This is a genomic window from Planococcus versutus (assembly GCF_001186155.3).
Lineage (GTDB): Bacteria > Bacillota > Bacilli > Bacillales_A > Planococcaceae > Planococcus > Planococcus versutus.
On sequence record NZ_CP016540.2, the window covers coordinates 995,832 to 1,020,691 of the forward strand.

A 24,860-nucleotide genomic window follows, 5' to 3' on the forward strand; every position below is an offset into this window, starting at 1 on the left:
TTAAAAGGCTAGTTAATTGCTAGCCTTTTTGTTTGTCTATAAGGCATCGAGGGAAAAGAAAGAAAGCAATAAGGAAGGAGAATGACTGTGAAAGCATTATCATTTTGGTTAAAAGAAAAACTTTGGCTTACCCCTGCTATTTACATCGTAATTGCAATTCTCTTATCGATTAGTTTTTTTTATGTAGATTTATTGTATATTGAGAAAATGAAGCCATACATTCCCGCAATTCTTTTAACAAATGTTGATTTGGCGAAGACAATTATGGGGAGTTTATCTGGAGCTCTTTTAACGATGACAACGTTTACTTTTTCTACAATTTTAGTTGTCTTGACAATGTATTCTTCTCAATTTTCACCAAGAACGTTGAAAAATTTTGTGCAAGATAAAATTACTTGGCGTGTATTAGGAATTTTTCTTGGCGGATTTATTTACAATACGTTATCTTTACTATTTATGAGAGATGATTTATATCAAACAGACGTTATTTCTACATTTGTTGGAATTGTCATTGCATTCTTTTGTCTTTCTACATTTGCTTATTTTATCCACTATATTGCGACCAATGTTCAAGTTGGTCAGTTAATAACTGAATTGATCATGGATGCTGAAGAAGCTATTGCTAAGCTTAAAAATTTACAAGAAGAAGAAGAAGTCAGTACAGAAAAAGTTGAGTGGAATCCAATTGGGCTCAAAGAAACTCATTACGCCGATGGAGAAGGGTACGTACAATATTTGTCTTTCAAGAAGCTTGTTGACTACGCGAATGAGCAACACTTAAAAGTGAATATTCTCGTTAACCCCGGTGATTACATATACGAAGGCAAACCTATTTTTCATGTGTATAAAACCGAGAGAACAGAAGTTTCTGTTAGTAAATTCTATTCACTTGGTACTTCAAGAACTTCAGAACAAGATTTGGATTTTGCTATTCAAAAAATGGTAGAAGTTGCACTTCGTGCGATTTCTCCAGGAATTAATGATCCGAACACAGCCAATGATATTATTATTCGTTTGGGGCGGTTGCTAGGGCAATTAGGAGCGTTGAAAACGGGTGCTATGACGTTGGGGAAAGGGCGCGTACTGTTTCAGTTTCCTTCCTTCAAAAAGGTATTGTATAAAACTTTTTATCAATTGTCGCATTATGGAAAAGAAGATATATCTGTATTAATTTCTATTCTGGAATCTTTGAATGTCACGGCAGCACTAGTGCCGGCTCGTCATCATATCGAGTTGTGGGAATTGCATAGTTATGTATTAGAAGCTGTGGATATTCCGAAACTAAAATCATTCGATCATGAAGAACTTCAAGAAAAAATTGATAAGTTAGCCAAAGCTACAAATCAACATTCGTACAATCTTCTTTTTGTGGAGAATGAACAGAAAGAAATCTAGGATGTCGATCAGCGAAGGAGAGAAGTTATGCAAAACAACCAGCTAATTGAAAAAAGTGCTTTTTTAAAAGATTTGTCCATTTCTGAATTTCTGTTGTTCTTTTTTTACTTAGCAATTCTGCTCGTAGTGAAAATTTTCGTCTTATGGTTGTTGAGAAAATTCATCTCATCCCAAAAATTCAAAACGCAAGTTTATCCTGTGATTGAAGATGTCTTGAATTGGCTTGTGCTATATGGCAGTATTCTTTTCTTTTTGTTTTATTTTTCAAAAGAAAAATGGCTAACGACTTCTTTTTATGAAACAGAAGGTGTGGAAGTATCGGTATTGCTTATTATTGTAGCTGTTTTGATTGTGACATTTGCAAGTCGTGTTACAAAGGCGATTACGCGATATGTGATGCCATTTGTTTATGGACAATTTGATGTTGACCTTGGTATGAGTTACACCATAAACCGACTGTTGTATTACATTGTGATGTTTTTAGCTTTAGCTATTAGTTTTACAACGGTGGGACTTGATTTGACAGCACTTGGTGTAGTATTTAGTGTGCTTGGGATTGGTATAGGGTTTGGCGTTCGTAATATTGCAGCTAATTTTGTATCAGGAATTATTATCCTTTTTGAGCGACCAATGGAAGTCGGTGAAATGGTCGAAATCGATGGCAAGATTGGACGAATTACTAAAATCAAGCTACGATCAACCGTAGTCGAAACCTTAAAAGAAGGAACACTCGTCGTTCCCAATCAATATTTTATTGAGCAAATTGTTAAAAACCGATCGAGTGCGCAAATGTATGCGCGTGTTATGGTCAGTGTTGAATATGGCAGTGACACGAAAAAAGTAGAACACATTCTTGAAACAGCAACGTTAAAAATAATTAGTTTGCGAGATGAAATTTCTCAAAAACAAGCAGAAGTTCGTTTTGTTAATTTCCGAAATTCTGCGATGGATTTTCAAGTAGAAGTGCATGTAGGCGATGTAGAAATGAAAGAAAGTCTCGAAAGTCAAATTCGTCATGCGATCGCAGAAGCTTTTATCCAACACAATATTAAGTTAGCTAAAGAAACCTACGAAGAATGAGAAAAGACCATAGCTTAAAAGTATGGTCTTTTATTCATCTTTTTCGATAACGAGAAATGATGTATCGGGTTCAATGTGAACAAGTATCACACAATCCGGTTTTATGAATTGAATTTTCCTTTCGATTTCTTCTGTAATCCAATGGCTTTCTACCACATTTAGCTTGGGATCTACGCTGACTGTTAAGTCAATAAACATGACGTTACCGTGATTGCGCCCTTTAAAGTCGCGAAGCGTAATGACACCGGGCACTCGCCCAACCAAAACAGACAAAGTTTCAACTTCATCTTCATCAAAAGCATCAGTTAAAGTTAAGACAGACTCTTTGAAAATATCAAAAGCAGTCTTGATAATGATTAATCCGATAATAAAAGCGGTGACAACATCCAAAATTGGAGCACCGAAAACGGCTCCGATGATTCCGATACCCGCACCGATACTGACAAGTGCATCTGATCTGTTGTCGTAAGCGGCTGCGCGTACTGCGGAGCTTTTAATTTCTCGGCTCAGCTTTAAATTATAACGATAAACGGCGTACATAATCACTGCAGAGAAAAAAGAAACCCAAGCGGTGATTAACGAAGGTGTAGCAGTGGCTGGTTCGAAAAGAGATTGAACAGCATTGACCAATACTTGCAAACCAATAGCAGCCATAATAAATGAAGCAAAGAGAGAAGCGATAGTTTCAGCACGCAAGTGACCATAATGATGATTTTCATCTGGTGGTTTCTGCGAAATTCTTAATCCAATGAGCACAGCGATAGATGCGACAATGTCAGTTAAGTTATTAAAGCCATCTGCTTTTAATGCTTCAGAAGTACCTAAATAGCCGAATATCAATTTAACGGTACTGAGAAATACATAAGCACCAATACTAATCCAAGCTCCTTTTTCCCCTTTGCGTAAATTTGTATAAAGCTCCATAATGTTTCCCGCCTCCAAGTCGCTGAAACAAAGTGAAACGACCCTCAGATGAGGGCCGTTTCACTTTCGTTATTTATTATTTCAAATAGTAAGATGGTTTTTTTAGAATGGGAACGAATAAGACCATGTACTGTTTATTAAATCCATGCTTGTCTCACAACAAAAATACCCGTTTGGTTTAATAGGTATTCTTTTAATAGTATCAAGCTCTTTATCGGTAATGTCAATCTGAAATCAGCTTTTCCGCTAGCAAATATAAAATTTACACAACTGTAATGACTAGCTATATAACTGAACAGTTGTAATTGAAAAAACTATTTAGTTAAAGAAGAAGCTTATGATTCCTAAAAGGAAAAATAACTATCTTGATATTTTAAAATCATCTACAAAATTTAGATTTATTTTTTCAAATGATTGAGGCATTGCCATTTTGGATTATAATTCGTACAAAATCTAGTATACAAGCAACATTAAAAAGAATTAATGCTAGTGTTGTTGGAATTTTACTGATCGCTCTATACGATTCTGTTTTACGTCAAGAGTTGAGGTCTTGCCGACTTTGCAATTGCGATAATTGCCTTTACAATGTTAGTCTATTTTAAACTAGCTCCGTGAATAGTTGTATTGGCTACAACAATTCTTGGTGCAATCGCTTATGCGGTTTGATAACAAAAAGGAGATGGATTAGATGATGAGCAAAGAATTGGATAAACAAGATGTACTAGCAGATTACAAGCAAGAGTTTTTTGTAGCAAAAGATACAGTTTATATGGATGGTAATTCTCTTGGTTTGATGTCGAAACGATCTGAAGCAACACTACAAAGCTTGATAGATAGCTGGAAAACTTTTGGGATTGATGGATGGACAGAAGGCCAAAATCCTTGGTTTACTTTAGCGGAAACGATGAGTGCTCGCATTGCACCATTAGTTGGTGCAGAGGCGCATGAAGTAATGATGACAGGATCAATTACTTCAAATATTCATCAAATGCTCTCGACTTTATTTCAACCGACTGCTGAGCGCTCCGTTATTCTTGTTGATGACTTGAACTTTCCTTCAGATATCTATGCGGTGGAAAGTCATCTTCGCTTACGCGGACTCGATCCAGTAAAAACAATGCGAAAAGTTACAAGTCGAGACGGCTATACGTTAGAGCTTGAAGATATTTTGGAGCAACTAACAGATGACGTAGCGATTTTACTGTTGCCGTCTGTTTTGTATAGAAGTGGTCAGTTGTTACAAATTGAAGAAATTACAAAAGCTGCGCATAAAAAAGGCGTACTGGTCGGATTTGACTTGGCTCACTCTATTGGTGCAATGCCACATCAATTGCACGACGCAGGAGTTGATTTTGCTGTTTGGTGTCATTATAAATACATGAACTCTGGGCCAGGTGGAACAGGCGGACTTTATGTGCATGAGCGTCATCACGATTTGCAGCCAGGAAATGCAGGCTGGTTTGGTTCGGACAAAGCACGTCAATTCGATATGGACCATGAATTTTCAAAAGCACAAGGAGCTGGAGCTTATCAAATTGGCACACCACATATTTTTAGTATGGCGCCTTTACTCGGTAGTTTAGAGTTGTTTGAAGAAGCGGGTATTCACAATATTCGTCAAAAATCTCTTCAGCTGACTGCACTATTAAGACAGCTGGTTGAAAACCAAGTCCCTGAATTAACGGATGTTACACCTATACACGATGATGCTAGAGGTGGACACATTGCGTTTGCACATCCAGAAGCTGCGCGAATTTGCAAAGCATTAAAAGAAGCAAAAATCATTCCGGACTTTCGTGCACCTAACATTATTCGGTTAGCACCTATCGCATTTTACACATCATTTAGCGATGTTAAAAAAGTAGCTAACGAGCTTCAAGATATTATGGAAAATGAAACATATAAAAACTTTAGTAATGAACGAAATGTGGTGGCTTGAGTGAAACCAAATAAAATTATTGACATTTCAATGAAATTAAATGAAACGACACCAGAGTGGCCAGGGGATTTGCCATTCTATTATGAGCTCTCTGTAACCATGGAGCAAAGCGGTTCGGTAAACATTGGGAAATTGCAAACAAGCACACATATCGGAACGCATATCGATGCGCCATTTCATTACAATAGTCTAGGACTCAAAACACATGAATTGCCGCTAGACGTTTATTTGACTACGGCGCAAGTCATGGATGTTAACGGTTTAGAAAAAATTAGTTTGGCAGATTTAAAACCGCTTGAAAAAGATGTGGAAGCAGTCTTGTTAAAAACGGCATCTTGGCAAAATCGGAGTCAATTTCCGGCACAATGGCCAGTATTTGACGAGTCAATTGCCGAATGGATGGCTGACAACGGCGTGAAACTGTTGGGAGTAGATGTTCCTTCTGTAGATCCTGAAAGTAGTAAAAAATTACCAATGCATCAAGCTATGAATCAACACCAACGATTCATACTAGAAGGTATCGTATTGGATAATGTTTCAGAAGGTGTTTACCAATTAGTTGCATTGCCCTTAAAAATCGAAGGCGGAGAAGGCAGTCCGGTTCGGGCTGTTTTATATACGTAAAAAGATAAATAAACCCTTCACCTTTTACAGGTGAAGGGTTTATGCATAATCTGCACGGAAATAAGATTCCATGTTTTTTATATTTACGGCAATTTCATCGCAAATTTCCTGGTAAAGTGCCCACTGTTCTGTTACATCGTTACTGCGTAATTCGGGATTACGGATATCCCAATGCACCAATTTTTGACTTGGCAAGTCTGTTGGAATATCTGCGTGTTCGAAATCGCCATCGTGCAAAGCAATAATTAAGTCAGCTTGGCTTACTTCTTTCGAGTTGTAAGCACGTGGTTCAACTGAAGGTAAATCCATAATGATTTCTTTCATGATTTCTAACGGCATTTCGTTAAAAGTAGATTCGGAACCTTGAGTCCAAGATGCACTGCGAATATCCCAATCAGGAAGCATTAACCGATTCGCCCAAATCTCTGCCATGAGTCCGCGATGTTGATGAGGAGATAAAAAATATACAGTTTGCTTTGACATGGTCAATCCCTTCTTCCTTTTGTAAAGCCAGTTTTCCTGTTAGTAATGTTTACCCATCAAGAAGAAAATGAAACTGTTAAATTTGTGATGATATTATGACTATTCGATATCTAATTAAAAACCGATTCTGCCAACAAGTGATTACTTGCTTAGTAGAATCGGATTTTATACCCTTTTAGCGATCAATTATGCTTATTTAACGACTAAAATAGAACTTGAAGAGTCTTTAATTAACTTTTTGCTGACAGATCCAATAAAGAATTTCTGCAAACCCGACTTACCGCTGTTACCGATGATTAGCAAATCAATGTTTTGCTCTTCAATGAAAGCAACAATTGTTTTAGTGGCATTTCCTTCTAGAGCAAGAACAGATGCACGTGTGTCATGGATGTCTAACTGCCTTTGGATAGATTCTTGAAGATGTTTTGAATATTCAGCTGTTGTATCGTCGTACTCTTTTGTATGGGCAAGCCGTTCGTCACCCATTCCGTGGGGCATAAATTGAGCATAGTTACTATCAACATTAGCTGAAATTACAGGAGCGGATACAGTACCTGCATCCATATAACCAACACTTTCCCGATAATCTTCGTTGACATAAATAACCGAAAGCTTAGCATTTGGCATTATTTTTACAAATTCTATTGCTTTTTCCAACGCCATTCGACTTCCATCAGATCCGTCGTAAGCGACTGCCATATTCGTATACATTTTCTTCACCTCACCTTAATTCTCGTTACTATAAAATACCCTCCGTCTATGAAATGAAACATGTGTGAAGACAGACAAAATAAATAATCTCGAAATATCTTGACAATTCAAAAAGTTTTTTGATATTCTAGCATTAACTAATAAAAGGGAACGGAGGCTATGATGATGAAAAAATTGGAAATGGACATTCAAACTAAATGCATAGCAACATCAGGCCGTCCTATAATTTTTTTCTAAATCTATTTCGGAATTAGAAATATTCTGGGCAAGTCTGCAAAATTGTCCTGTTTTCATGAGCATGCGCCCATAAACTAGGCGCATGCTTTTTTGTGTGCAGTAATTAAAGCAATCCAAAATGAGCATGAGCTTCAAGAATAAGCATTGATTTGGGGATAGAAAGTAGGCGTAGTAAATGTTTGATGTGTTATGGAAATTAAAATGGTTTTTTAAGGAAAATTGGCTGCGTTATACAACAGCAATTGGTTTGCTCTTCATCGCAAATATTCTAGAAATTATTCCACCTTGGCTAATTGGCGTAGCGATTGATTCAATAGCGCAATCTCAATTGACTGTGTCTTTAATGTGGCAATATATATTGGTGCTTTTTGTCTCATTAGTGTTGGCTTATTTAATTAACTTTGTTTGGCAGTACCAATTGTTTGGAGGCGCGTATGTAATTGAACGACAGCTTCGGTCTAGTTTAATGGGACAATTTTTGAAAATGTCACCAACATTTTATGAGAAAAATCGAACAGGCGATTTAATGGCGCGTTCGACAAATGATTTAAAAGCGATTTCTGAAACAGCGGGATTTGGTATTTTAACGTTAGTAGATTCTACTTTGTATATGGCGACAATTATTGTGGCTATGGGGATTTTGGTTTCTTGGGAATTAACGTTTTTCGCGATGTTGCCATTACCAATTTTAGCGATTATTGTACAGTTACTGGGGAAAAAAATTCATGTTCGATATATGGAAGCGCAAGAAGCATTTGGTGATTTGAACGATAGTGTACTCGAGTCAGTTGGAGGTGTCCGTGTAATTCGTGCCTATGTTCAAGAACGTGCTTCAGAACAGCGATTTGCTGAAATGACAGAAGACGTTTATGAGAAAAATATGGCTGTAGAGCGAATAGATGCACTGTTTGCACCTGTAACAAAAGTGTTAACGTCTATCAGCTATATGATTGGGCTCGGCTATGGCGCTTTTTTAGTAGCTGAAGGAACGATGTCGTTAGGTGATTTAGTTGCCTTTAATGTCTATCTTGGAATGATTGTATGGCCAATGTTCGCTATTGGAGAAATGATTAATATTTTGCAGCGTGGCAATGCTTCGTTGGATCGCGTGAATAAGACTTTAGATTATCCAGAAGACGTGACAGACTCAGAAAAACCAATTGTCACGGGAAAACCAGAGCGAATTGGCTTTAAAGAGTTTAGCTTTACGTATCCCCAATCGAGTTCTATTAATTTGCAGGGCATAAATTTATCGATGAATAGTGGACAAACATTAGGTATTGTAGGCAAAACCGGTAGCGGTAAAACAACGTTTATCAAACAATTGATGAGAGAATACCCAACAGGGGAAGGTTCTATTTTGATGAACGGCATCGAATTAAAAAGATTAACAAAAGATCAATTGCGTAGTTGGATCGGCTATGTACCACAAGATCACGTCTTGTTTTCACGCACCATTCGTGAAAATATTTTATTTGGTAAGTCAGATGCCAGTGAAGAAGAGTTGATCAAAGCGCTTCGTTTGTCTTATTTTGAAAAAGATTTGGCGTTATTACCAAATGGATTAAATACACTTGTAGGTGAAAAAGGAGTCGCATTGTCTGGGGGTCAAAAGCAGCGCATTTCCATTGCGCGTGCATTGATAAAAAATCCGGAAATTTTAATACTCGACGATTCTTTATCTGCAGTCGATGCAAAAACAGAAGCTCGCATCATTGAAAATATCCAGGCAGAACGTTCTGGCAAGACGACGATTATTACAACGCACAGACTATCAGCGGTAAAGCATGCAGATTGGATCGTAGTGCTTGATGATGGACAAATTACTGAAGAAGGAACTCATGATGATTTAGTAGAAAAAAACGGTTGGTACAATGAACAATTCCTCCGTCAGCAAATCGAGGAGGTGTAGGCATGGGGACAGGAAAACGATTAGTACAATATGCATTGAATTTTAAAGCGGTTTTGATTACTGGCTTGAGTATGCTCGCAATCGCTGTGGCTGCAGATTTGGCAGCACCATTAATTGCTAAAGAAATAATCGACAATCACATAGCGGTTTCAGGTGGAGCAGTAGATTTCGAGCCGATTGCTTACTTATTGATTTTGTTTTTTGTTTTAGCGATTATTACAGCGTTCTTCCGGTATTGGCAGTCTATCCTACTACAGAGAGGCGCTAATCGCATTATTCGTAAAATGCGAAACGATGTATACGAACATACACAAACTCTGCCGATTCGTTATTTCGACAATTTACCAGCAGGCAAAGTAGTGGCGCGCATTACTAATGACACAGAAGCAATCCGTGATTTGTTTGTAACGGTATTGGCTCAATTTGCGACTAGTTTTATGTATATGGCCGGTATTTACATCGCGTTATTTTACCTTGACTGGAAAATGGCGGCAATGACGTTGGTATTAGTTCCGTTATTGTATGTTTGGATGTTGGTTTACCGAAAGTATGCGGCTCGTTACAATCATGTTGTTCGCGAAAAAGTCAGTGAAATGAACGCGATGATCAACGAATCTATTCAAGGAATGACTATTATTCAAGCATTCCGACGTGAACGCAAAATGAAAGAAGAGTTTGAAGAATTAAATGATGAACATTACGATTATCAAAAAAAATTATTAATTCTTGAAGGTGCAGCTTCTTACAACTTAGTTGGTGTTCTCCGCTCGATGACATTTATTTTGTTTGTTTGGTATTTTGGAACAGGTTCTATGTCAGGCGATACAGCTATCACAGTAGGTGTGTTGTATGCGTTTATCGATTACATTATTCGTTTGTTTAATCCCATTAGTGGCATCGTCAATCAATTTGGTCGTTTGGAACAATCATTAGTCGCAGCTGAACGTGTATTCCAAATGCTCGACCAACCAGGAGAAGCAGTTGTCGACAAAAAAGTACCGCGCTATCAAGGCGATGTTCATTTTGACAAAGTTTGGTTTGCCTACAGTGAAAACGACTATGTTTTAAAAGACATTTCGTTTCAGGCAAAACAAGGTGAAACCGTAGCGTTAGTCGGCCATACAGGATCAGGAAAAAGTTCAATCATGAACTTACTATTTCGTTTTTACGATGTCTCTAAAGGTACGATAACAATCGATGGTGTAAACATATTAGACATGCCTAGACAATCAACTAGAGAGCACATGGGCATCGTTTTACAAGATCCTTACTTGTTTAGTGGCACAATTGAATCGAATGTCACAATGGGTGACAAACGGATTACAAGAGAAATGGTCATAGCTGCATTAGCTGCGGTTGGCGGCGAACGTGTTTTGAATCATTTGCCAAAAGGAATTGATGAACCTGTTGTGGAAAAGGGCAGTACGTTGTCTTCAGGACAGCGCCAATTGGTGTCTTTTGCACGGGCATTAGCATTCGATCCCGCAATTTTAATATTGGACGAAGCGACATCTAATATTGATACAGAGACAGAAGAAATCATTCAGCACGCAATGAATGTCTTGAAAAAAGGCCGTACAACCTTTATCATTGCTCATCGGTTGTCGACCATAAAAAATGCCGATCGCATACTTGTGTTAGAAAAAGGAGAAATTGCAGAAGCCGGTTGTCATGAAGAATTAATGAAACTTGGCGGCATTTACTATCAAATGTATAAAATTCAATCAGGAATGTCCCAAACCCAAACTATCGGGTAAAGGGCCATTCCCTTTTCTATTGCAAATGATTGATGAATCATTTTGTGCGAGCAGAATGTGCGACTAAAGTAAATTCTTCGTTTCATCCTTTTAAAATAGTTAAGAAGCTATCGCTGTTAAATTAAGCCAAGCTTCCTTATAATTAAAAGGCAAACAAAAAAACGCTGAAACATTCCAGCGTTTTAATCGTATACATGATAGAGCATTAGCTCATGAATCATTGTTTTGATGGTTTCTTCATCTTGAGGAGGATTTGAACTCCAGACAATGGTACCATCGGGATGGTATTCACCAGTGATGCGTTCGTTTTTGTGGAAAAAAGAAATGTTCCATCCTGGTAGTTGATGATTATCGAACATAGGCTTAAATTTAAAATGCTGAAGCATATGGATCCTCCTTTGCTTTCTTCTCTTCAGTATAGGGGATTAAAAAAAATACACAAAGCAGAAAAAGAAAAGAGTGACAAAAGTGACTATTATTGTGACATTAGTTTTTATGGCGGTTGTGGGAGCGCTGATCGGTGGGGTTACAAACCACTTAGCGATTAAGATGCTTTTTTGGCCTTATGAAGCAAAGTATATCGGCACGTTTCGAGTCCCATTAACACCTGGACTTATCCCGAAACGACGCGATGAGTTATCTCGTCAATTGGGCCGAACAGTGGTTGAGCATTTATTAACACCCGAAACTTTCAAAAAACGTTTTTTCAATGAAGAAATGCGTGTAAAGAGTGAAAAGTGGATCAATCGGCAGCTAAACAAGCATTTATTTGATTCGCCAAAATCATTTAATGATTGGTTGCAAGCAGCTGGACAAGAAGGAATGGATGTTAAAATTGAAGCAAAGTTGGATGAATTAGTTGAGCTTCAAAAAGATTCGTTACAAGCGTACATTGCAGGAAAAACTATTCGCGAACTTATGCCAGCAAACTGGAAAGCAGAAGCAGAAGCAAAACTATATGAAGGTGTCGAATACGCCATTAATCAAGGAACAACTTATTTTGAATCACCACACGGCAGACAAACCATCAAGTCATTGCTTGATGAATTTTTAGAGTCTCGCGGGCGCTTTGGGCATATGTTGCATTCGCTTTTGGGAGAATCCAAGCCATTAGTGGATCGCATTCAACCGGAAATCATTAAATTTCTCAATTCGCCAAGAACTTTCGAATTAGTTGGAACTTTAGCATTTAGTGAATGGGAAAAAGTACAGGACCGAAGAGTTGATGCATTATTGAAGGAATTTGATTTTGATACAGCTCTAGAGACGGTAAAGCAATACGTTCGTGAAAAAGCAGTGATTTCTACGCGTTTAAACGCAACACTTGCAGAGACTTGGCCTGGAGGGTTAGAATGGACAAGTGTCAATATTACGCCACTTGTCATAGACTTTGTCTTCGAGCAAGGAGAGCATAAACTGGAAGAAACCATATTGAAGATTGATATGGAAGGTATGGTAAAAGAGCAAGTCGATTCTCTGCCGCTCAGTCGCCTAGAAGAATTGGTGCTTGGGATATCCCGGAGAGAATTTAAGATGATTACCGTATTGGGCGCATTTCTCGGAGGCTTTATTGGCGTCTTCCAAGGAATTTTCGTCATGATACTAAACTAAAAACAGAGGAGATGGATGAACATGACAGTAAACATTTATGACGACATTAACAAATTAGAAAGCACGTTCCGTTCAACAGACGAATTCAAGAAATTAGAGGAAGCTGTTGCACAAGTAACTGCTGATGCAGAAGCAAATGAATTGTTCAAGACTTTCCGCGACTTGCAAATTACGCTACAACAAAAACAAACAGAAGGACAAGAAATTACAGAAGAAGAAATGATGAATGCACAAAGCACAGCACAAGCTGCTCAGGAAAATGAAAAAATTCTGGCTATGCTAGAAGCTGAAATGGGCTTAAGCCAAATGATCGAAGAAGTAAATCGTGTCTTGATCAAGCCTGTTCAATCTTTATACGAAAGCATGTAATTTTAAAAAAATAAAGGAATAATGAAGAGAGATGCCGAATACGTAAAGGTGAATGACAATTCATCTTTACGAAGGGGTGTCTCTTTTTATGTATGAAACAATCGAATTGACAAAACAAGGACGAATTGGCCAATTGGTACTGAATCGTCCAAAATCCATGAACGCGATGAATGGCAAGATGATGAAAGAATTAGCGGATTGCTTCGAGTCTTTGCTACAAGATAGCACATTACAGGTGCTTATCATACGCGGAGAAGGAAGAGCCTTTTCAGCAGGTGGAGACATTAAAGAAATGATGGATCCAGAAAATCCCATGGACATCGACTCTGTAATGATAGAGGTTAGTCGATTAGCGAAAGCGCTCTACACGTTACCGCAAATTACGATTGCTGCGATTCACGGCGCTTCAGCGGGTCTTGCTTTTAGCATGGCTTTAGCATGCGATCACGTTATTGCCGAAGAAAATAGCAAATTAGCCATGAACTTTATCGGCATTGGCTTAGTACCTGACGGTGGTGGCCACTTCTTTATGAAAGAACGAGTAGGTGTTCCAAAAGCGAAGCAAATTATTTGGGCAGGTCAAACCTTAAAAGCACATGACGCGCTTTCCAAAGGATTGATTGAAGAAGTTACTGCAGAAGGACGAGGTCTTGAAAGAGCGGAAGCATACGCGGCTGAAGCAATTGCATCTCCTTTAAGGGCCAAATTAGCTTCTAAACACATTCTTCATCAACCCAAAGTAGATGAACTAATGAAGACATTAGAAATGGAAGCAACCGCACAGTCTGCTATGCGAAAATCAGCGGATCATTTAGAAGGTATAGAAGCTTTTGTTGGCAAAAGAAAGCCGAAGTTTACAGGTCAATAAAAAAGCATGGCGGAAAATTAAATCCGCCATGCTTTTTACTTTTATGAATGAAAAAGAATAAGTTTACCAGTAGGAGATGCTAATCGGTGTGTTTGTTTTGTTAGCTCTTTTTCCTCTAACAAGGCTTCTCCTTTGCCGCGTGCTTCCACATCTGTCTCCGCAGTAAACGTTTCGTCTAATATCTGTTTACCAGTTTGTTCGAATGCCGTCAATTTATATGTTCTCAACTTGAATCAATCCTTTCTGAATGCATATTTCATTTCTAGTATAAAGGCTATTTATGAAAAAGTCCTGTATTTTTGAAACATCACAGCAGCTGCTTCGTAGTAAGTAGAAAGAAAGGAGCGAATAGAAATGGGTTTGCATATCGAGCATGTAACAAAAAAATTTGGCGACTTTACAGCAGTAGACGATCTTTCGCTAATTATTCAAGAAGGCGGTATGCACGGATTTCTTGGAGCAAATGGAGCAGGAAAAACAACGACATTTCGAATGATTTTAGGATTATTAGATCCCACAGCAGGTTCAGCTTGTTGGAAAGGTAAGCCTATTACATATGCTAACAGTTCTGAGATTGGTTATTTGCCAGAAGAACGAGGACTTTATCCTAAGATGAAAGTCGAAGAACAATTGGTTTACTTAGCACAGTTACGCAAAATGTCTAAAGGTGATGCGAAACGCGAAGCAAATGCATGGTTAGAGCGCTTTGAAGTTCCGTATTACAGACAGAAAAGAGTAGAAGAGTTATCAAAAGGAAATCAGCAAAAAATCCAATTAATTGCCTCTCTTTTGCATAAACCGTCGTTGTTAATATTGGATGAACCGTTTTCAGGATTAGATCCAGTTAACGTAGAAATGTTAAAAAAAGCTATTTTGGATTTTCAAAAACAAGGAGCCACAATCGTCTTTTCTAGTCATCGTATGGATCATGTAGAAGAACTATGTGATGAGGTGAGCATTTTAGATCGTGGAAAAGTAGTGATTGGAGGTTCAATTAAAAAAGTGAAAAAGTCATTTGGCAAGCAAAAAGTTCGCTTGAATGTAGATGCAGACCTTAGCAGTTTGAGTAGAGTAGCAGGTGTTGATAATTTTATAAAAACAAAAGAAGGCGCAATTTTTCAAATTACAGACGAACGTGTCGCACAAACTTTATTGGCTAAAGCAATGGAACTGGGAACACTTCGTCATTTTGCAGTAGAAGAACCTTCGTTAGAAGAAATCTTTATCGCGAAGGTAGGAAAACAGCTTGCATAGCTTTTGGATTATTTTCAAGCAAGCCTTTCTAACAAAAGCAAAAACAAAGTCATTTATTATCACAACGATACTTGTCGTCGCTTCCTTTTTTTTGTTAGCAAACGTCTCAAACATCATCGCTATTTTCGATGAAAAACAACCTGACGAAAATGTCTTGCACGTTTGGAGTGAAGAGATCAAGCTACTCGAAAGTTTACAAGTGCAATTAGCGTTGATGGAAGCTGATATTGAAGCGGTTCCAACCTATTTGACAGAAACGGAATTGCAAGAAAGTATTACAGAAGGCACTATTGATGACTATTTAGTATTAACACGTAATAAGCAATTGGCAGCTCGTTATGTGTCTAAGTCTGCCAGTGAACTAGGTAGTGGGAACAAAATTGAAGAGGCTGTTCAAGCAATTCATACTGCAACAACTGCGGAATCACTCGGCTTGGATAACAGGCAAGTCAATCAATTGTTTATGCCAGTCGATTTTGAACGACAAGCTGTATCCGAATCTTCCAAATCACAAGAAGAACTGAGTCAGGCACGGGGACTTGTTTACGTGTTAATTATGCTGATTTATATCGCAGTTATTTATTATCCAAATATGATTGCCATGGAAGTCGCAACGGAAAAATCATCGCGAGTTATGGAAATATTGATTTCAAGTGTTTCTCCTGTCAAGCATATGTTCGCTAAAATTGCCGGCATTGGTAGTCTTGGTATTTTACAAATGCTGACTTTTGGAACTGCTGGCTATTTGGCTATTAAAACAGCGGGTACAAATTTGACGGAAGGTATCTTTAGTGTAATGGGTTTTTCGGAAGTCAAAATCAGCACATTCTTATTTGCTATACTCTTTTTTCTACTTGGTTATTTTTTATATGCTGTGCTCGCAGCATTACTTGGCTCGTTAGTCAGCCGAACAGAAGACGTGCAACAACTAATGTTGCCAATGATGATTTTAATCATTATCGCGTCATTGATTGCATTTTCTGGAATTACAATACCGGAAGCTGGCTTTGTAACGGTTTCTTCGTTTATCCCGTTTTTCGCACCGCTAGTCATGTTCTTGCGTGTAGGAATGCTCGACTTGCCATTATGGGAGCCTTTGCTATCCATTGCTATTATGCTAGTGACCATTGGAATTTTAGGTTGGTTTGGAGCACGTATTTACCGTGGAGGCGTCTTGATGTACGGTTCTTCACAATCACTTAAAGATATTCGAAAAGCTATTCGTCTAGGCAACAAAAAATAAAAAACTGTTTGCACAAAAGTTTTCTGCAAACAGTTTTTTAACCAGCTTCGTCATGGTAAAATAGGAACAAATATTCGGTACTCAAAAGGAGTTTAGTTATGGAATCGATTCGATTTATCCATACGGCAGATTTGCATTTAGGAAGCCCTTTTATTGGCATGAGAGATTTGCAAAAAGATCAGTGGAAAAAATTAAAAAACAGCACTTTAGAAGCATTTGATCGTCTAATACATTATGCATTAAAAACTAAGCCTGATTTTGTGTGTATTGTCGGTGATATTTACGATGGAGAAGATCGCAATATTCGCGCGCAAGCTCGTTTTCAAAAAGGCATGCAACAACTGGCAGAGCAAAATATTCCCGTCGTTATGTGTTATGGCAATCACGATCACTTGAGTGGCAATTGGACTCATTTTGAGCTTCCAGATAATGTGCACATCTTTGATGAAACAGTATCTCAATTCAAAATTGATACTATTGCAGGAGCTGTAAACTTTACTGGTTTTAGTTATGGTAAACGTCACATTAGCGAGTCTATGGTTGAGTATTATCCGATTGCACAAAACCAAGAATATCATATTGGTTTTCTCCATGGCAGTCTTGAAGGAGATTCAACCCATGCTGTTTATGCGCCGTTTAAAAAAGAACAGCTACTTAGCAAACAATATGACTATTGGGCATTGGGGCATATCCATAAACGTCAAGAGCTTTATAGCAAGCCAGCGATGATTTATCCTGGAAATATTCAAGGACGTCATCGTAAAGAGTCAGGTGTAAAAGGTTTTTATGAAGTGACTTTGTCAAAAGCAACAACACAATTAGAGTTTATTCCAACGTCCGTTGTTCAGTTTGATACAGTTGCTGTTTCTGGGAAAGGTATTTTTCATATGAATGAATTGATCGATGCTTGTCAAAAGGAATTAGGTCTTTTTAGTGAAATAGCAGGAACCGCTGTTATTGAATTGGTGTTTACAGAACTGGACCAAGAAGGCTACCAGCTACTTGCTGAAATTCCTGAGAGTGAGCTGTTGGAAGTGCTTAGGGAATCGATGGACGGATTAGATAATTTTGTTTGGATTCAAGCAATTTATCTAGAACAAACAAAACAAGACGCTGAACTTTCTCCACTTGGTGAGACGTTGATTGACAGGATGGAAGGCTGGGAAAAGGATGATTGGAAAATTATATTACAAGACTTGTATCGACATCCAAAAAGTAGCAGGTTTTTAAAAACTGTTGAAGATCAAACCATTGATGAATTTCAACTTGCAGCTGCGCAAAAAATTAGGCGTACGATGCAGGTAGGAGAGTGACAAAATGAAAATCGAAAAACTAGTAATTTATGGTTTTGGTAAGCATGAAAATCGGACCATTCGATTAGGAGAACAACTGGTTTTGTTCTATGGTCCGAATGAGGCTGGTAAAACAACGATTCAGCAATTTATTATTCAACTTCTTTTTGGATTTCCAGCGCGCAATCAAACACACTTGCGCTATGAGCCAAAAAGCGTAGGGAAATACGGTGGACAGCTTTATATAGATGATCCCGATTATGGAAAACTGGTGATTGAGCGGATTAAAGGAAAATCGGCTGGAGAGGTCACAGTAACTTTTGAAGATGGCCGACGAGCTGGCGAAGCTGCGTTAAAGCAAGTATTACGAAATTACGACCGCGCTTCTTTTGAAGCGGTTTTTTCATTTTCGATTCATGAATTGCAAGGACTCGGTCAGCTTAGTGAAACAGAATTGAGCCGAACTTTGTTGGCTTCGGGAACAACAGGCATCGATGCCTTGACTAATTTAGAAAGTCAGCTTGAAAAACAAATGGCTGAGCTGTTTAAAAAGAGTGGTCGCAAACCACAATTAAATGCATTAGCTGAAGAACTTCGGGAACTAGAAGGAGAGCTAAAAGACTATAGGCAACGTGCACAGCTCTATAGTCCTTCAATTGAACGATTACAAGCTATCGAACACCGTTTAAGGGCTATTGAAGACGAAGAAATAGCACAAGACAAGAAACTTAAAGACATTAGCAAATGGCAACAAGCAGCACCATTATTTGCAAACAAATCAAAGTTGACAGAGCAGCTAAATAAGTTGGAAATTAACCGATTTCCAACAGAAGGTAGAAGACAAATGGATCGATTAGTAGATAAATTGACTCAAACCAAAGCAGATAAAGAGTATTTAACAAACCAACAAGCTCATTTGATCGATCCAAATCAAGTGGATGCTATGGAATCTATTGAAAATTTGTTGAATCGTGAATCTGATTGGCATCAACTAAACGGTCAATTGGTCCAAAAGCACAATGAAACAATTGAGTTGAGAGAAGAATGCGAAGAATTATTGTTCCTCCTAGGACTTACTGAACAACAAGCGATGGCTATTGATGTTTCGTTAAGCCAAGAAGAGCAACTAGCTGAACGTTTAAAAGACTTGGATATAGAAGAAGAAAACCAACGTTTTAACCAACGAAGTTTGCAAGAAGAAAAAAGTAAATTGGTAATTGCAGAACAAGATCTGGCAAGGTTTTTAACAAAAGAACCAACTGAAAAAGAAAGACTGGCTGCAGAACAATGGCCACGTGTTTCAGCTCAGTTAGCAGAAGCTAAGGCAGAGTCGAAAGTTCAAAAGAGTAAAGCAGGACAAGACCGAATCGTCCATTTTGCATTACTTGGACTGGGACTTCTTGTAGTAGCTTATGGCATTATCCAATCTATTGTTTTTTTAATTGTCATTGGACTTGCAGCAATAGCTACAGGTGTATGGCTATTTATAAAATCTGGTAAATCAGAAGAATTGCTAACAAACTACTCTGACATTATCGAAAAATATGGCGATAAAGAACATAACTACGCAACGATTATAAGAAAAGTTACAGAGTTTGATCTTCAGTTAGATGGATTGATGAGTAATGTGGAGACAATCAAAAAAAATATAAACAGCCTTTCTTCGATGGAATCAAGTTCTCAAGCAAAAAAAGCCTATCAGCAATTACTACTTGAAATCGGTTTGAGTCCAAATACTCGTCGTACGATGGTGATAGAACTTTTTGAAAAGTTGCGCAAAGTTCATGCCAATCATTCACGTCTACTGCGTATTGAAGATGATATCGGCAAACTAGAAGCGCAGCAAAAAGAGTGGGTAAACAAAGCACAACTAGCATGTGGAAAAGACTTAGCAATCGAGGGATTGACTGCGTCATTGCGCTCAGAGCTATCGGTGCGCAAACAAAAGCAAGACCACTGGAAAAAAATCAAAGGTGAACAAATCGATTTATTGGAAAAATTGGGCCGATTGCAGGCACTTCAAGAACAACTTGAAAAAGAACAACAGGATTTACTGATATATGCTAACGCACAAGAAGTTTTTGATTTCTATCATTTGGCTGATAAATGGGAAAAGAAACAAGACGTTGAAAAATCACTCGAATTGACTAAAGAACAATTAAAGTCTATCGGAGAAGTAAAGTTACGAAGTAGCTGGGCACCTGAGCATGCGCAACAGGAAATCGAGCAAATTCAAGCACAATTGACACAGCTAAAAGCCGAGCGCAATGAGCTGTTGGGAGAACAAGCAGATAAACAACAACTGACTCAACACTTAGTATCTGATACTTCGTACGAAGAAAAACTACAGCAATTTGAAGAAAAAAAAGCAAAGTTTGTTGATTTAGCTAAGCAATGGTCTGTCAATAAAGCGATTGTCACAGCAATCAATCAAACAATGGACGAACTCAAAGAGAAAAAGCTTCCTTCAGTATTGATGCGTGCTCAGCTGTATTTCAGTAAACTGACAAATGGTACTTACCAAGAATTACTTATAAATACAACGGGCTATTTTGAAGCGAAAAGCCAAGATGGTACTTATTTTCCTATTGCCGAACTGAGTCAAGCGACAAAAGAGCAAGCTTATTTGGCTTTAAGGTTGTCCTTAGCAGTATCGATGAAGAAAAGTCATCCATTCCCAATTATTATGGACGATGCTTTTGTTCATTTTGATCGCAGTCGGCTACAGCAAGTGATAAACTTAGTTAAAGAGTTGCAAGAAGAGCATCAATTTATTTACTTTACTTGCCACGAAGACATGAAACAAGCTTGGCCAAATGCACAAATTATTCAATTGGCTAATATGGGAAGGAGCGTTCATTCATGACCAAAGGAATTACAGAGTATGCAGTTGGAGAGACGGTTGATGTATTCTTGCTGATTAAGCAATCAGTTAAAGGAGTCACGACTACCGGAAATCCATTTATCTCGCTCGTTTTGCAGGATAAGAGCGGAGATATTGAAGCGAAATTGTGGGACACTAAAGATGAACAAGAATTAATGTTTGCAGCTGAAGTAATTGTCCGTGTAGGTGGAGAAATCCATAATTACCGAGGAAAAAATCAATTGCGTATAAAAAGCATTCGTCCAGCAAAACCAGAAGAAAATCAGTCGATTTCGGACTTGATGCCATCGTCAGAGAAATCAGCGGATGAATTGCTCGAAGAAGTAATGAAGTATTTGTTTGAAATGGAAAATCCTCAAATTCAACGAATCACGCGCTTCATGCTTAAAAAATATCAACAGCAATTCTTAACGTATCCAGCAGCAACACGTAATCACCATGATTATGTATCAGGGCTAGCCGATCATGTGGTGTCTATGTTGAAATTAGGCAAAGCGCTAGTAGAGATTTACCCAGGACTCAACAAAGACTTGTTATTTGCAGGAATCATTCTTCATGATATTGGAAAAGTAATCGAACTATCGGGTCCAATCGCAACGACATACACGGTAGAAGGTAATTTAATTGGTCACATCTCAATCATGGTTACGGAAGTAGCAAAAGCAGCAGAGGAGCTAGAAATTGAAGGCGAAGAAGTAATGTTGTTACAGCATATTATTCTTTCTCATCACGGAAAAGAAGAATGGGGTAGCCCGAAAAAGCCGATGCTCAAAGAAGCCGAAATTCTTCATTACATTGATAACATCGATGCGAAAATGATGATGTTAGATCGCGTTCTCGGGAAAACCAAAGAAGGCGAGTTTTCAGAGCGTGTATTTGCTTTAGATAATCGTTCATTTTACAAACCCAAAATTCAATAAAAGATATAAAGAAGATCGAAGGGTTACGCTACCTGTAGATGATCTAAGAGAGCGGCAATTTTGATATTCGATAAGTTTTCAGAGCCATCGTCTTTGCTTTACCTAGAACAACTAGCTCGATTATGTGTAATTTAAAAAAACTGCCTTAAAGTTATGATCATAGCTTTAAGGCAGTTTTTTATTGTTTTTTTATTCTCCGGCTGGAGCAGCAGGTGCTGGTGGATTTAGAATATCATCCAAAGCGCCTTTTAAGTCTTCATCTTGAATTTCTACATTTGCTTCTTTCATCAGTTCGGCAACTTTTGGAAGTAATGTTGTTTGATCCGCTTTTGTAAGTGCAATTTCAGAACGGATTTCTTCTTTTTGATCTTCTAAAGCAGGTTGGTCTTTCACTTGACGCTTTTCAAGAACTTGAATGATATGGAAACCAAACTCAGATTGAACCGGATCACTGATTTTGTCAATTTCAAGGTTGTATGCAGCTTCTTCAAATTCAGGAACCATAGCTCCTGGACCGAACCAATCGACATTTCCGCCTTTTGCAGCAGAACCTGTATCTGTAGAGTTTTCTTCCGCCAATTTAGCGAAATCAGCGCCTTCATCTAATTGTTTTTTTAAAGAGTTGGCTGTTTCTTCATCCGCTACAAGAATGTGACGTGCATTTAACTCAGTTCCTTGACGGTCATATTGAGCTTGGATTTCTTCGTCTGTAACGTCGATGCCTTCAGTTAATGCTTTTTCTTGTAGTAAATTCAAGCGAATTACTTTTTTATAGCTTTCTTCTGTTTGATTATTTTGCTCAAGAAACTGATCAAAGCTTTCGCCAAGCTCTTCTTTATTACTGTCGTATTCTGCGTTTACTTCTTTGTCTGATACATCAAAGTTTTCGGCAAGAACTTTTTCAATCAGTAAAATTTGTATCGCTTGTTCACCGATAGATGTTTTCATTTCTTGATAAAGCTCTTCTTTTGTGACATCGCCAACATCAGAGGTGACGATCGCTTTTTCATCACCGCCATCGCTACATGCGGATAAAGCCAATACAGACGCTGCTAAAGTAAATGTTAAAAAAGATTTTTTCATTAGATTTCGCTCCCAACTTTCTATATAAATGCAGTATTTACTATACTATAAACGTATTACACTATGCAAAGTTCCGAAAAAAAGACACTTGCCAAGAGGCAAGTGTTTTTAAGGGGTAAATTCTACGCCTACATACAACGATACCAGTAAAATCGTAATTAATATATTAATCGTCCGGAATATTTTTTGGTGATTTTCTTCCGGGATTTCCCGAGAAGTAACTAATGCTAATGTCATCCGGTTGATTTGGAAAAGATAAAACACGGAGAACATAACAATAAATGCGATAATCATGGGTTTCCTCCCCTCTAACTTTACTTCCTAGTATAACAAAGACGAGAAGAAAAAGCAGATATTAGCTAACGATAGGAGGAACAAGAATTTCAAATCCTGTGTCTGTTTCTTCAATAAATGAATACTTAGGTGAACGTGATAGGTTGCGAATGTAGATAATGTCCGTTAAACATAGGGCGCAGTGATACGCCAACAGCATAGTAAAGTAGTGACTATAAGCAGGCATCGTGATGCTTGCTGTAACAAGAACTGTATTCAGCACGAGAAAAGGTGTCGCAAGTGACAACAAGAAACGTATTTTTGATACAGGTTCATTGATATGAAGCAAAATAGCCGGACAAACTTTCAGTTGTTTTCGTATAATGAGTTTCAATGATTTATGACAACCGATTAATGGCAAAAAATGCAAAATTTTATGAAGCGGATAAACAGCAAGTAAAGCTAGTATGAAAAACAGAAAATGCTGATCCGATAAAGGAGTAGCATAGGCAATTGCTAGCCCAATGTAAGATGTCATAAAAACAGCTGTTCCAAAAAGTGCTGAGATCATGAATAGCCGGTCAAATCCATATTGTTTTTTTAAGTTAATTGTTTTCCAGCAGTGCATATGTGCATCCCCACTTACTAATTTCATTTTGGTTTCGTTACATACACTACAACGAATTATCGGGAAATGCAACCCTAAAATAGGTATAAAAAATAAGGATTATTGCAGGTCTTTTTGACGCGTGATGACTTGGTTTTCCTCACTAAAGCGGTTCTCAATATTTTTGAAAGAAGCTTCGAAGATTTCCATAAAATCTTCGCCATAAATATTGCGGATAACAGCCATTACATCCATAAATTCAGGAAACTTCCCGTATAATTTCCGCAAAGGAAGAGAGCCATCAATAACTGAATGAGGCGTTTCGTGATAATTTTCAATCATTTCCTGCATTAATTGCTCGCCTTTTTCTGTTAGTTCAACGTAAGTATTTCGTTTATCCGTATCTCGTTTTGAAAAAGACAGCAATTCGCGTTCTTCTAATTTTTTTGAGAAGTTAAAAGCAGTCGAAACATGCATCACACCAAATTTAGCGACATCTGATATAGAAGCACCTTTTAAGTGATAGGAAATCCAAAGAATATGATGTTCATTAATATTCAAGTCATAAGGTTTTATCCACATTTGCCAATCTTTTTCTACGGCTTTCCACAATGCTTTTGACAATTGACCGATGCGTTGACTAAACAACATAGCTTCTTTCATGGAATATTCTTTCTCGTTCACACAAGCACCAACTTTCTTCCGAAACTTTTTCTTTATTATAGCAGTAAAGCAAACGTAATTAAAGTAAGAATAGTAAAATAATTTACAGTAGTCGCATACATAGAAGTTTGTGGTATTTATTGCAACGGAATAACTAGGTAGTTATTTCATATTAGCTATTTTAAAAATAGTTTATATGCGCCAAAGACTGATGTGAGCAAATACAACAATACAGCAGAGCTACGCAACAACCACAAAGTAAGTAAAAGTTCTTAGAGATGAAAAAAACAGCGGCCCGAAGGCTGCTGTTTTATGCACTTTGTGTATCGTCGTCAACTTTTTCAGATTTTGGTTTATCAACATTTTTTTCTTTTTTGTCTTTACTAATCGTGTTTTGCAATTCCTCAATGGCATTTTGGATCGCCATAATTTCCAATTGAAGATGTTCTTTGGCAGGAGCAGTGCTTTCCGTCCAAGTTTCAAGTGAAGCTTTTAATCCCTCAACTGCTTCAGGTAATTGTGATTTTGCTTCTTCTGTTAACTGATTAAAAGATTCTTTTACACCATTTACTTTTTCTTTTAGTTCATTTAAGTATTCTTTCCATTCAGAGGATGTGGATTTCATGGTAGAGCGGAATTTCTGTCCTGATTGTGGTGCAGAAAATAAAGCAGTTGCAGCGCCAGCTGCTAACCCAGTTGCAAGTCCTAAGAAAAATCTTGATGCTGTCATG

Annotated in this window: 24 protein-coding genes; 14 read left to right on the forward strand and 10 right to left on the reverse strand. The window is 37.8% G+C overall.

Features of this window, described 5'->3' with window-relative positions:
• Positions 1-87: 87 nt before the first annotated feature.
• Together I858_RS05015 and I858_RS05020 are read left to right on the forward strand one after the other, a co-directional pair.
• On the forward strand, positions 88-1,395 hold the full coding sequence (locus I858_RS05015; RefSeq protein WP_049694253.1) for a DUF2254 domain-containing protein: 1,308 nt from the start codon (positions 88-90) through the stop codon (positions 1,393-1,395).
• A gap of 27 nt (positions 1,396-1,422) precedes the next feature.
• The gene (locus I858_RS05020; protein ID WP_049694254.1) at positions 1,423-2,475 is read left to right on the forward strand and encodes a mechanosensitive ion channel family protein; all 1,053 of its coding nucleotides are present in this window, start codon (positions 1,423-1,425) and stop codon (positions 2,473-2,475) included.
• Between the two features lie 30 nt (positions 2,476-2,505).
• Here I858_RS05020 and I858_RS05025 read toward each other — a convergent pair whose 3' ends face one another.
• Positions 2,506-3,399 (reverse strand): cation diffusion facilitator family transporter, encoded by an 894-nt coding sequence (locus tag I858_RS05025; protein ID WP_049694255.1) that lies wholly within the window; start codon positions 3,397-3,399, stop codon positions 2,506-2,508.
• Between the two features lie 688 nt (positions 3,400-4,087).
• On the opposite strand from I858_RS05025, the gene kynU reads away from it, so the two are divergent.
• Both kynU and I858_RS05040 read left to right on the forward strand, forming a co-directional pair.
• Complete coding sequence (gene kynU, locus I858_RS05035; protein WP_049694256.1) at positions 4,088-5,338, forward strand: kynureninase; 1,251 nt, start codon at positions 4,088-4,090, stop codon at positions 5,336-5,338.
• The gene (locus I858_RS05040; protein WP_239457221.1) at positions 5,339-5,962 is read left to right on the forward strand and encodes a cyclase family protein; all 624 of its coding nucleotides are present in this window, start codon (positions 5,339-5,341) and stop codon (positions 5,960-5,962) included. It abuts the gene before it with no gap.
• Between the two features lie 39 nt (positions 5,963-6,001).
• Here the strand turns inward: I858_RS05040 and I858_RS05045 are convergent, their stop codons facing one another.
• Positions 6,002-6,445, reverse strand: a complete 444-nt coding sequence (locus tag I858_RS05045) for a low molecular weight phosphatase family protein (RefSeq protein WP_049694257.1) — start codon at positions 6,443-6,445, stop codon at positions 6,002-6,004.
• Between the two features lie 192 nt (positions 6,446-6,637).
• Positions 6,638-7,156, reverse strand: coding sequence for a universal stress protein (locus I858_RS05050; protein ID WP_049694258.1), 519 nt, complete (start codon positions 7,154-7,156; stop codon positions 6,638-6,640).
• Positions 7,157-7,568: 412 nt separating this feature from the next.
• On the opposite strand from I858_RS05050, the gene I858_RS05055 reads away from it, so the two are divergent.
• Positions 7,569-9,305, forward strand: a complete 1,737-nt coding sequence (locus I858_RS05055; RefSeq protein ID WP_049694259.1) for an ABC transporter ATP-binding protein — start codon at positions 7,569-7,571, stop codon at positions 9,303-9,305.
• 2 nt (positions 9,306-9,307) lie between these two features.
• On the forward strand, positions 9,308-11,062 hold the full coding sequence (locus tag I858_RS05060; RefSeq protein WP_049694260.1) for an ABC transporter ATP-binding protein: 1,755 nt from the start codon (positions 9,308-9,310) through the stop codon (positions 11,060-11,062).
• A gap of 182 nt (positions 11,063-11,244) precedes the next feature.
• Here the strand turns inward: I858_RS05060 and I858_RS05065 are convergent, their stop codons facing one another.
• Positions 11,245-11,448, reverse strand: coding sequence for a YheE family protein (locus tag I858_RS05065; protein ID WP_049694261.1), 204 nt, complete (start codon positions 11,446-11,448; stop codon positions 11,245-11,247).
• A gap of 82 nt (positions 11,449-11,530) precedes the next feature.
• Between I858_RS05065 and I858_RS05070 the strand changes: the two genes are divergently transcribed.
• The 3 genes from I858_RS05070 to I858_RS05080 all read left to right on the forward strand — a co-directional run bounded on the left by I858_RS05070 (position 11,531) and on the right by I858_RS05080 (position 13,910).
• Entirely contained in the window at positions 11,531-12,673 is a 1,143-nt protein-coding gene (locus I858_RS05070) for a DUF445 domain-containing protein (protein WP_239457222.1), read from the forward strand.
• Between the two features lie 21 nt (positions 12,674-12,694).
• Positions 12,695-13,042 carry a YlbF family regulator gene (locus tag I858_RS05075; RefSeq protein ID WP_049694262.1) on the forward strand — a complete coding sequence of 116 codons (348 nt, stop codon included), beginning with the start codon at positions 12,695-12,697 and terminating at the stop codon, positions 13,040-13,042.
• Between the two features lie 88 nt (positions 13,043-13,130).
• Positions 13,131-13,910 (forward strand): enoyl-CoA hydratase, encoded by a 780-nt coding sequence (locus I858_RS05080; RefSeq protein WP_049694263.1) that lies wholly within the window; start codon positions 13,131-13,133, stop codon positions 13,908-13,910.
• A gap of 41 nt (positions 13,911-13,951) precedes the next feature.
• Here the strand turns inward: I858_RS05080 and I858_RS05085 are convergent, their stop codons facing one another.
• Complete coding sequence (locus I858_RS05085; protein ID WP_049694264.1) at positions 13,952-14,137, reverse strand: YhzD family protein; 186 nt, start codon at positions 14,135-14,137, stop codon at positions 13,952-13,954.
• 127 nt (positions 14,138-14,264) lie between these two features.
• On the opposite strand from I858_RS05085, the gene I858_RS05090 reads away from it, so the two are divergent.
• The 5 genes from I858_RS05090 (at position 14,265) to yhaM (ending at position 21,503) form a co-directional block, all read left to right on the forward strand.
• Complete coding sequence (locus I858_RS05090; protein ID WP_049694265.1) at positions 14,265-15,164, forward strand: ABC transporter ATP-binding protein; 900 nt, start codon at positions 14,265-14,267, stop codon at positions 15,162-15,164.
• Positions 15,157-16,407, forward strand: coding sequence for an ABC transporter permease (locus I858_RS05095; protein WP_049694266.1), 1,251 nt, complete (start codon positions 15,157-15,159; stop codon positions 16,405-16,407). Before I858_RS05090 ends, I858_RS05095 begins: the two co-directional genes overlap by 8 nt.
• Before the next feature lie 98 nt (positions 16,408-16,505).
• The gene (locus tag I858_RS05100; protein ID WP_049694267.1) at positions 16,506-17,720 is read left to right on the forward strand and encodes a metallophosphoesterase family protein; all 1,215 of its coding nucleotides are present in this window, start codon (positions 16,506-16,508) and stop codon (positions 17,718-17,720) included.
• A gap of 4 nt (positions 17,721-17,724) precedes the next feature.
• The gene (locus I858_RS05105) at positions 17,725-20,565 is read left to right on the forward strand and encodes an ATP-binding protein (protein WP_049694268.1); all 2,841 of its coding nucleotides are present in this window, start codon (positions 17,725-17,727) and stop codon (positions 20,563-20,565) included.
• Entirely contained in the window at positions 20,562-21,503 is a 942-nt protein-coding gene (gene yhaM, locus I858_RS05110) for a 3'-5' exoribonuclease YhaM (protein WP_049694269.1), read from the forward strand. Before I858_RS05105 ends, yhaM begins: the two co-directional genes overlap by 4 nt.
• Positions 21,504-21,692: 189 nt before the next feature.
• Here yhaM and I858_RS05115 read toward each other — a convergent pair whose 3' ends face one another.
• The 5 genes from I858_RS05115 to I858_RS05135 form a co-directional block, all read right to left on the reverse strand.
• Complete coding sequence (locus tag I858_RS05115; RefSeq protein ID WP_049694270.1) at positions 21,693-22,586, reverse strand: peptidylprolyl isomerase; 894 nt, start codon at positions 22,584-22,586, stop codon at positions 21,693-21,695.
• Positions 22,587-22,694: 108 nt separating this feature from the next.
• Positions 22,695-22,880, reverse strand: coding sequence for a hypothetical protein (locus tag I858_RS05120; protein ID WP_006828367.1), 186 nt, complete (start codon positions 22,878-22,880; stop codon positions 22,695-22,697).
• A gap of 61 nt (positions 22,881-22,941) precedes the next feature.
• Positions 22,942-23,487: a DUF3267 domain-containing protein gene (locus tag I858_RS05125; RefSeq protein ID WP_049694271.1), complete on the reverse strand. Its 546-nt coding sequence runs from the start codon at positions 23,485-23,487 to the stop codon at positions 22,942-22,944.
• A gap of 99 nt (positions 23,488-23,586) precedes the next feature.
• Positions 23,587-24,150, reverse strand: a complete 564-nt coding sequence (locus I858_RS05130; protein WP_049694272.1) for an HTH-type transcriptional regulator Hpr — start codon at positions 24,148-24,150, stop codon at positions 23,587-23,589.
• A gap of 289 nt (positions 24,151-24,439) precedes the next feature.
• Positions 24,440-24,859 (reverse strand): YtxH domain-containing protein, encoded by a 420-nt coding sequence (locus I858_RS05135; RefSeq protein WP_049694273.1) that lies wholly within the window; start codon positions 24,857-24,859, stop codon positions 24,440-24,442.
• Position 24,860: the final 1 nt, after the last annotated feature.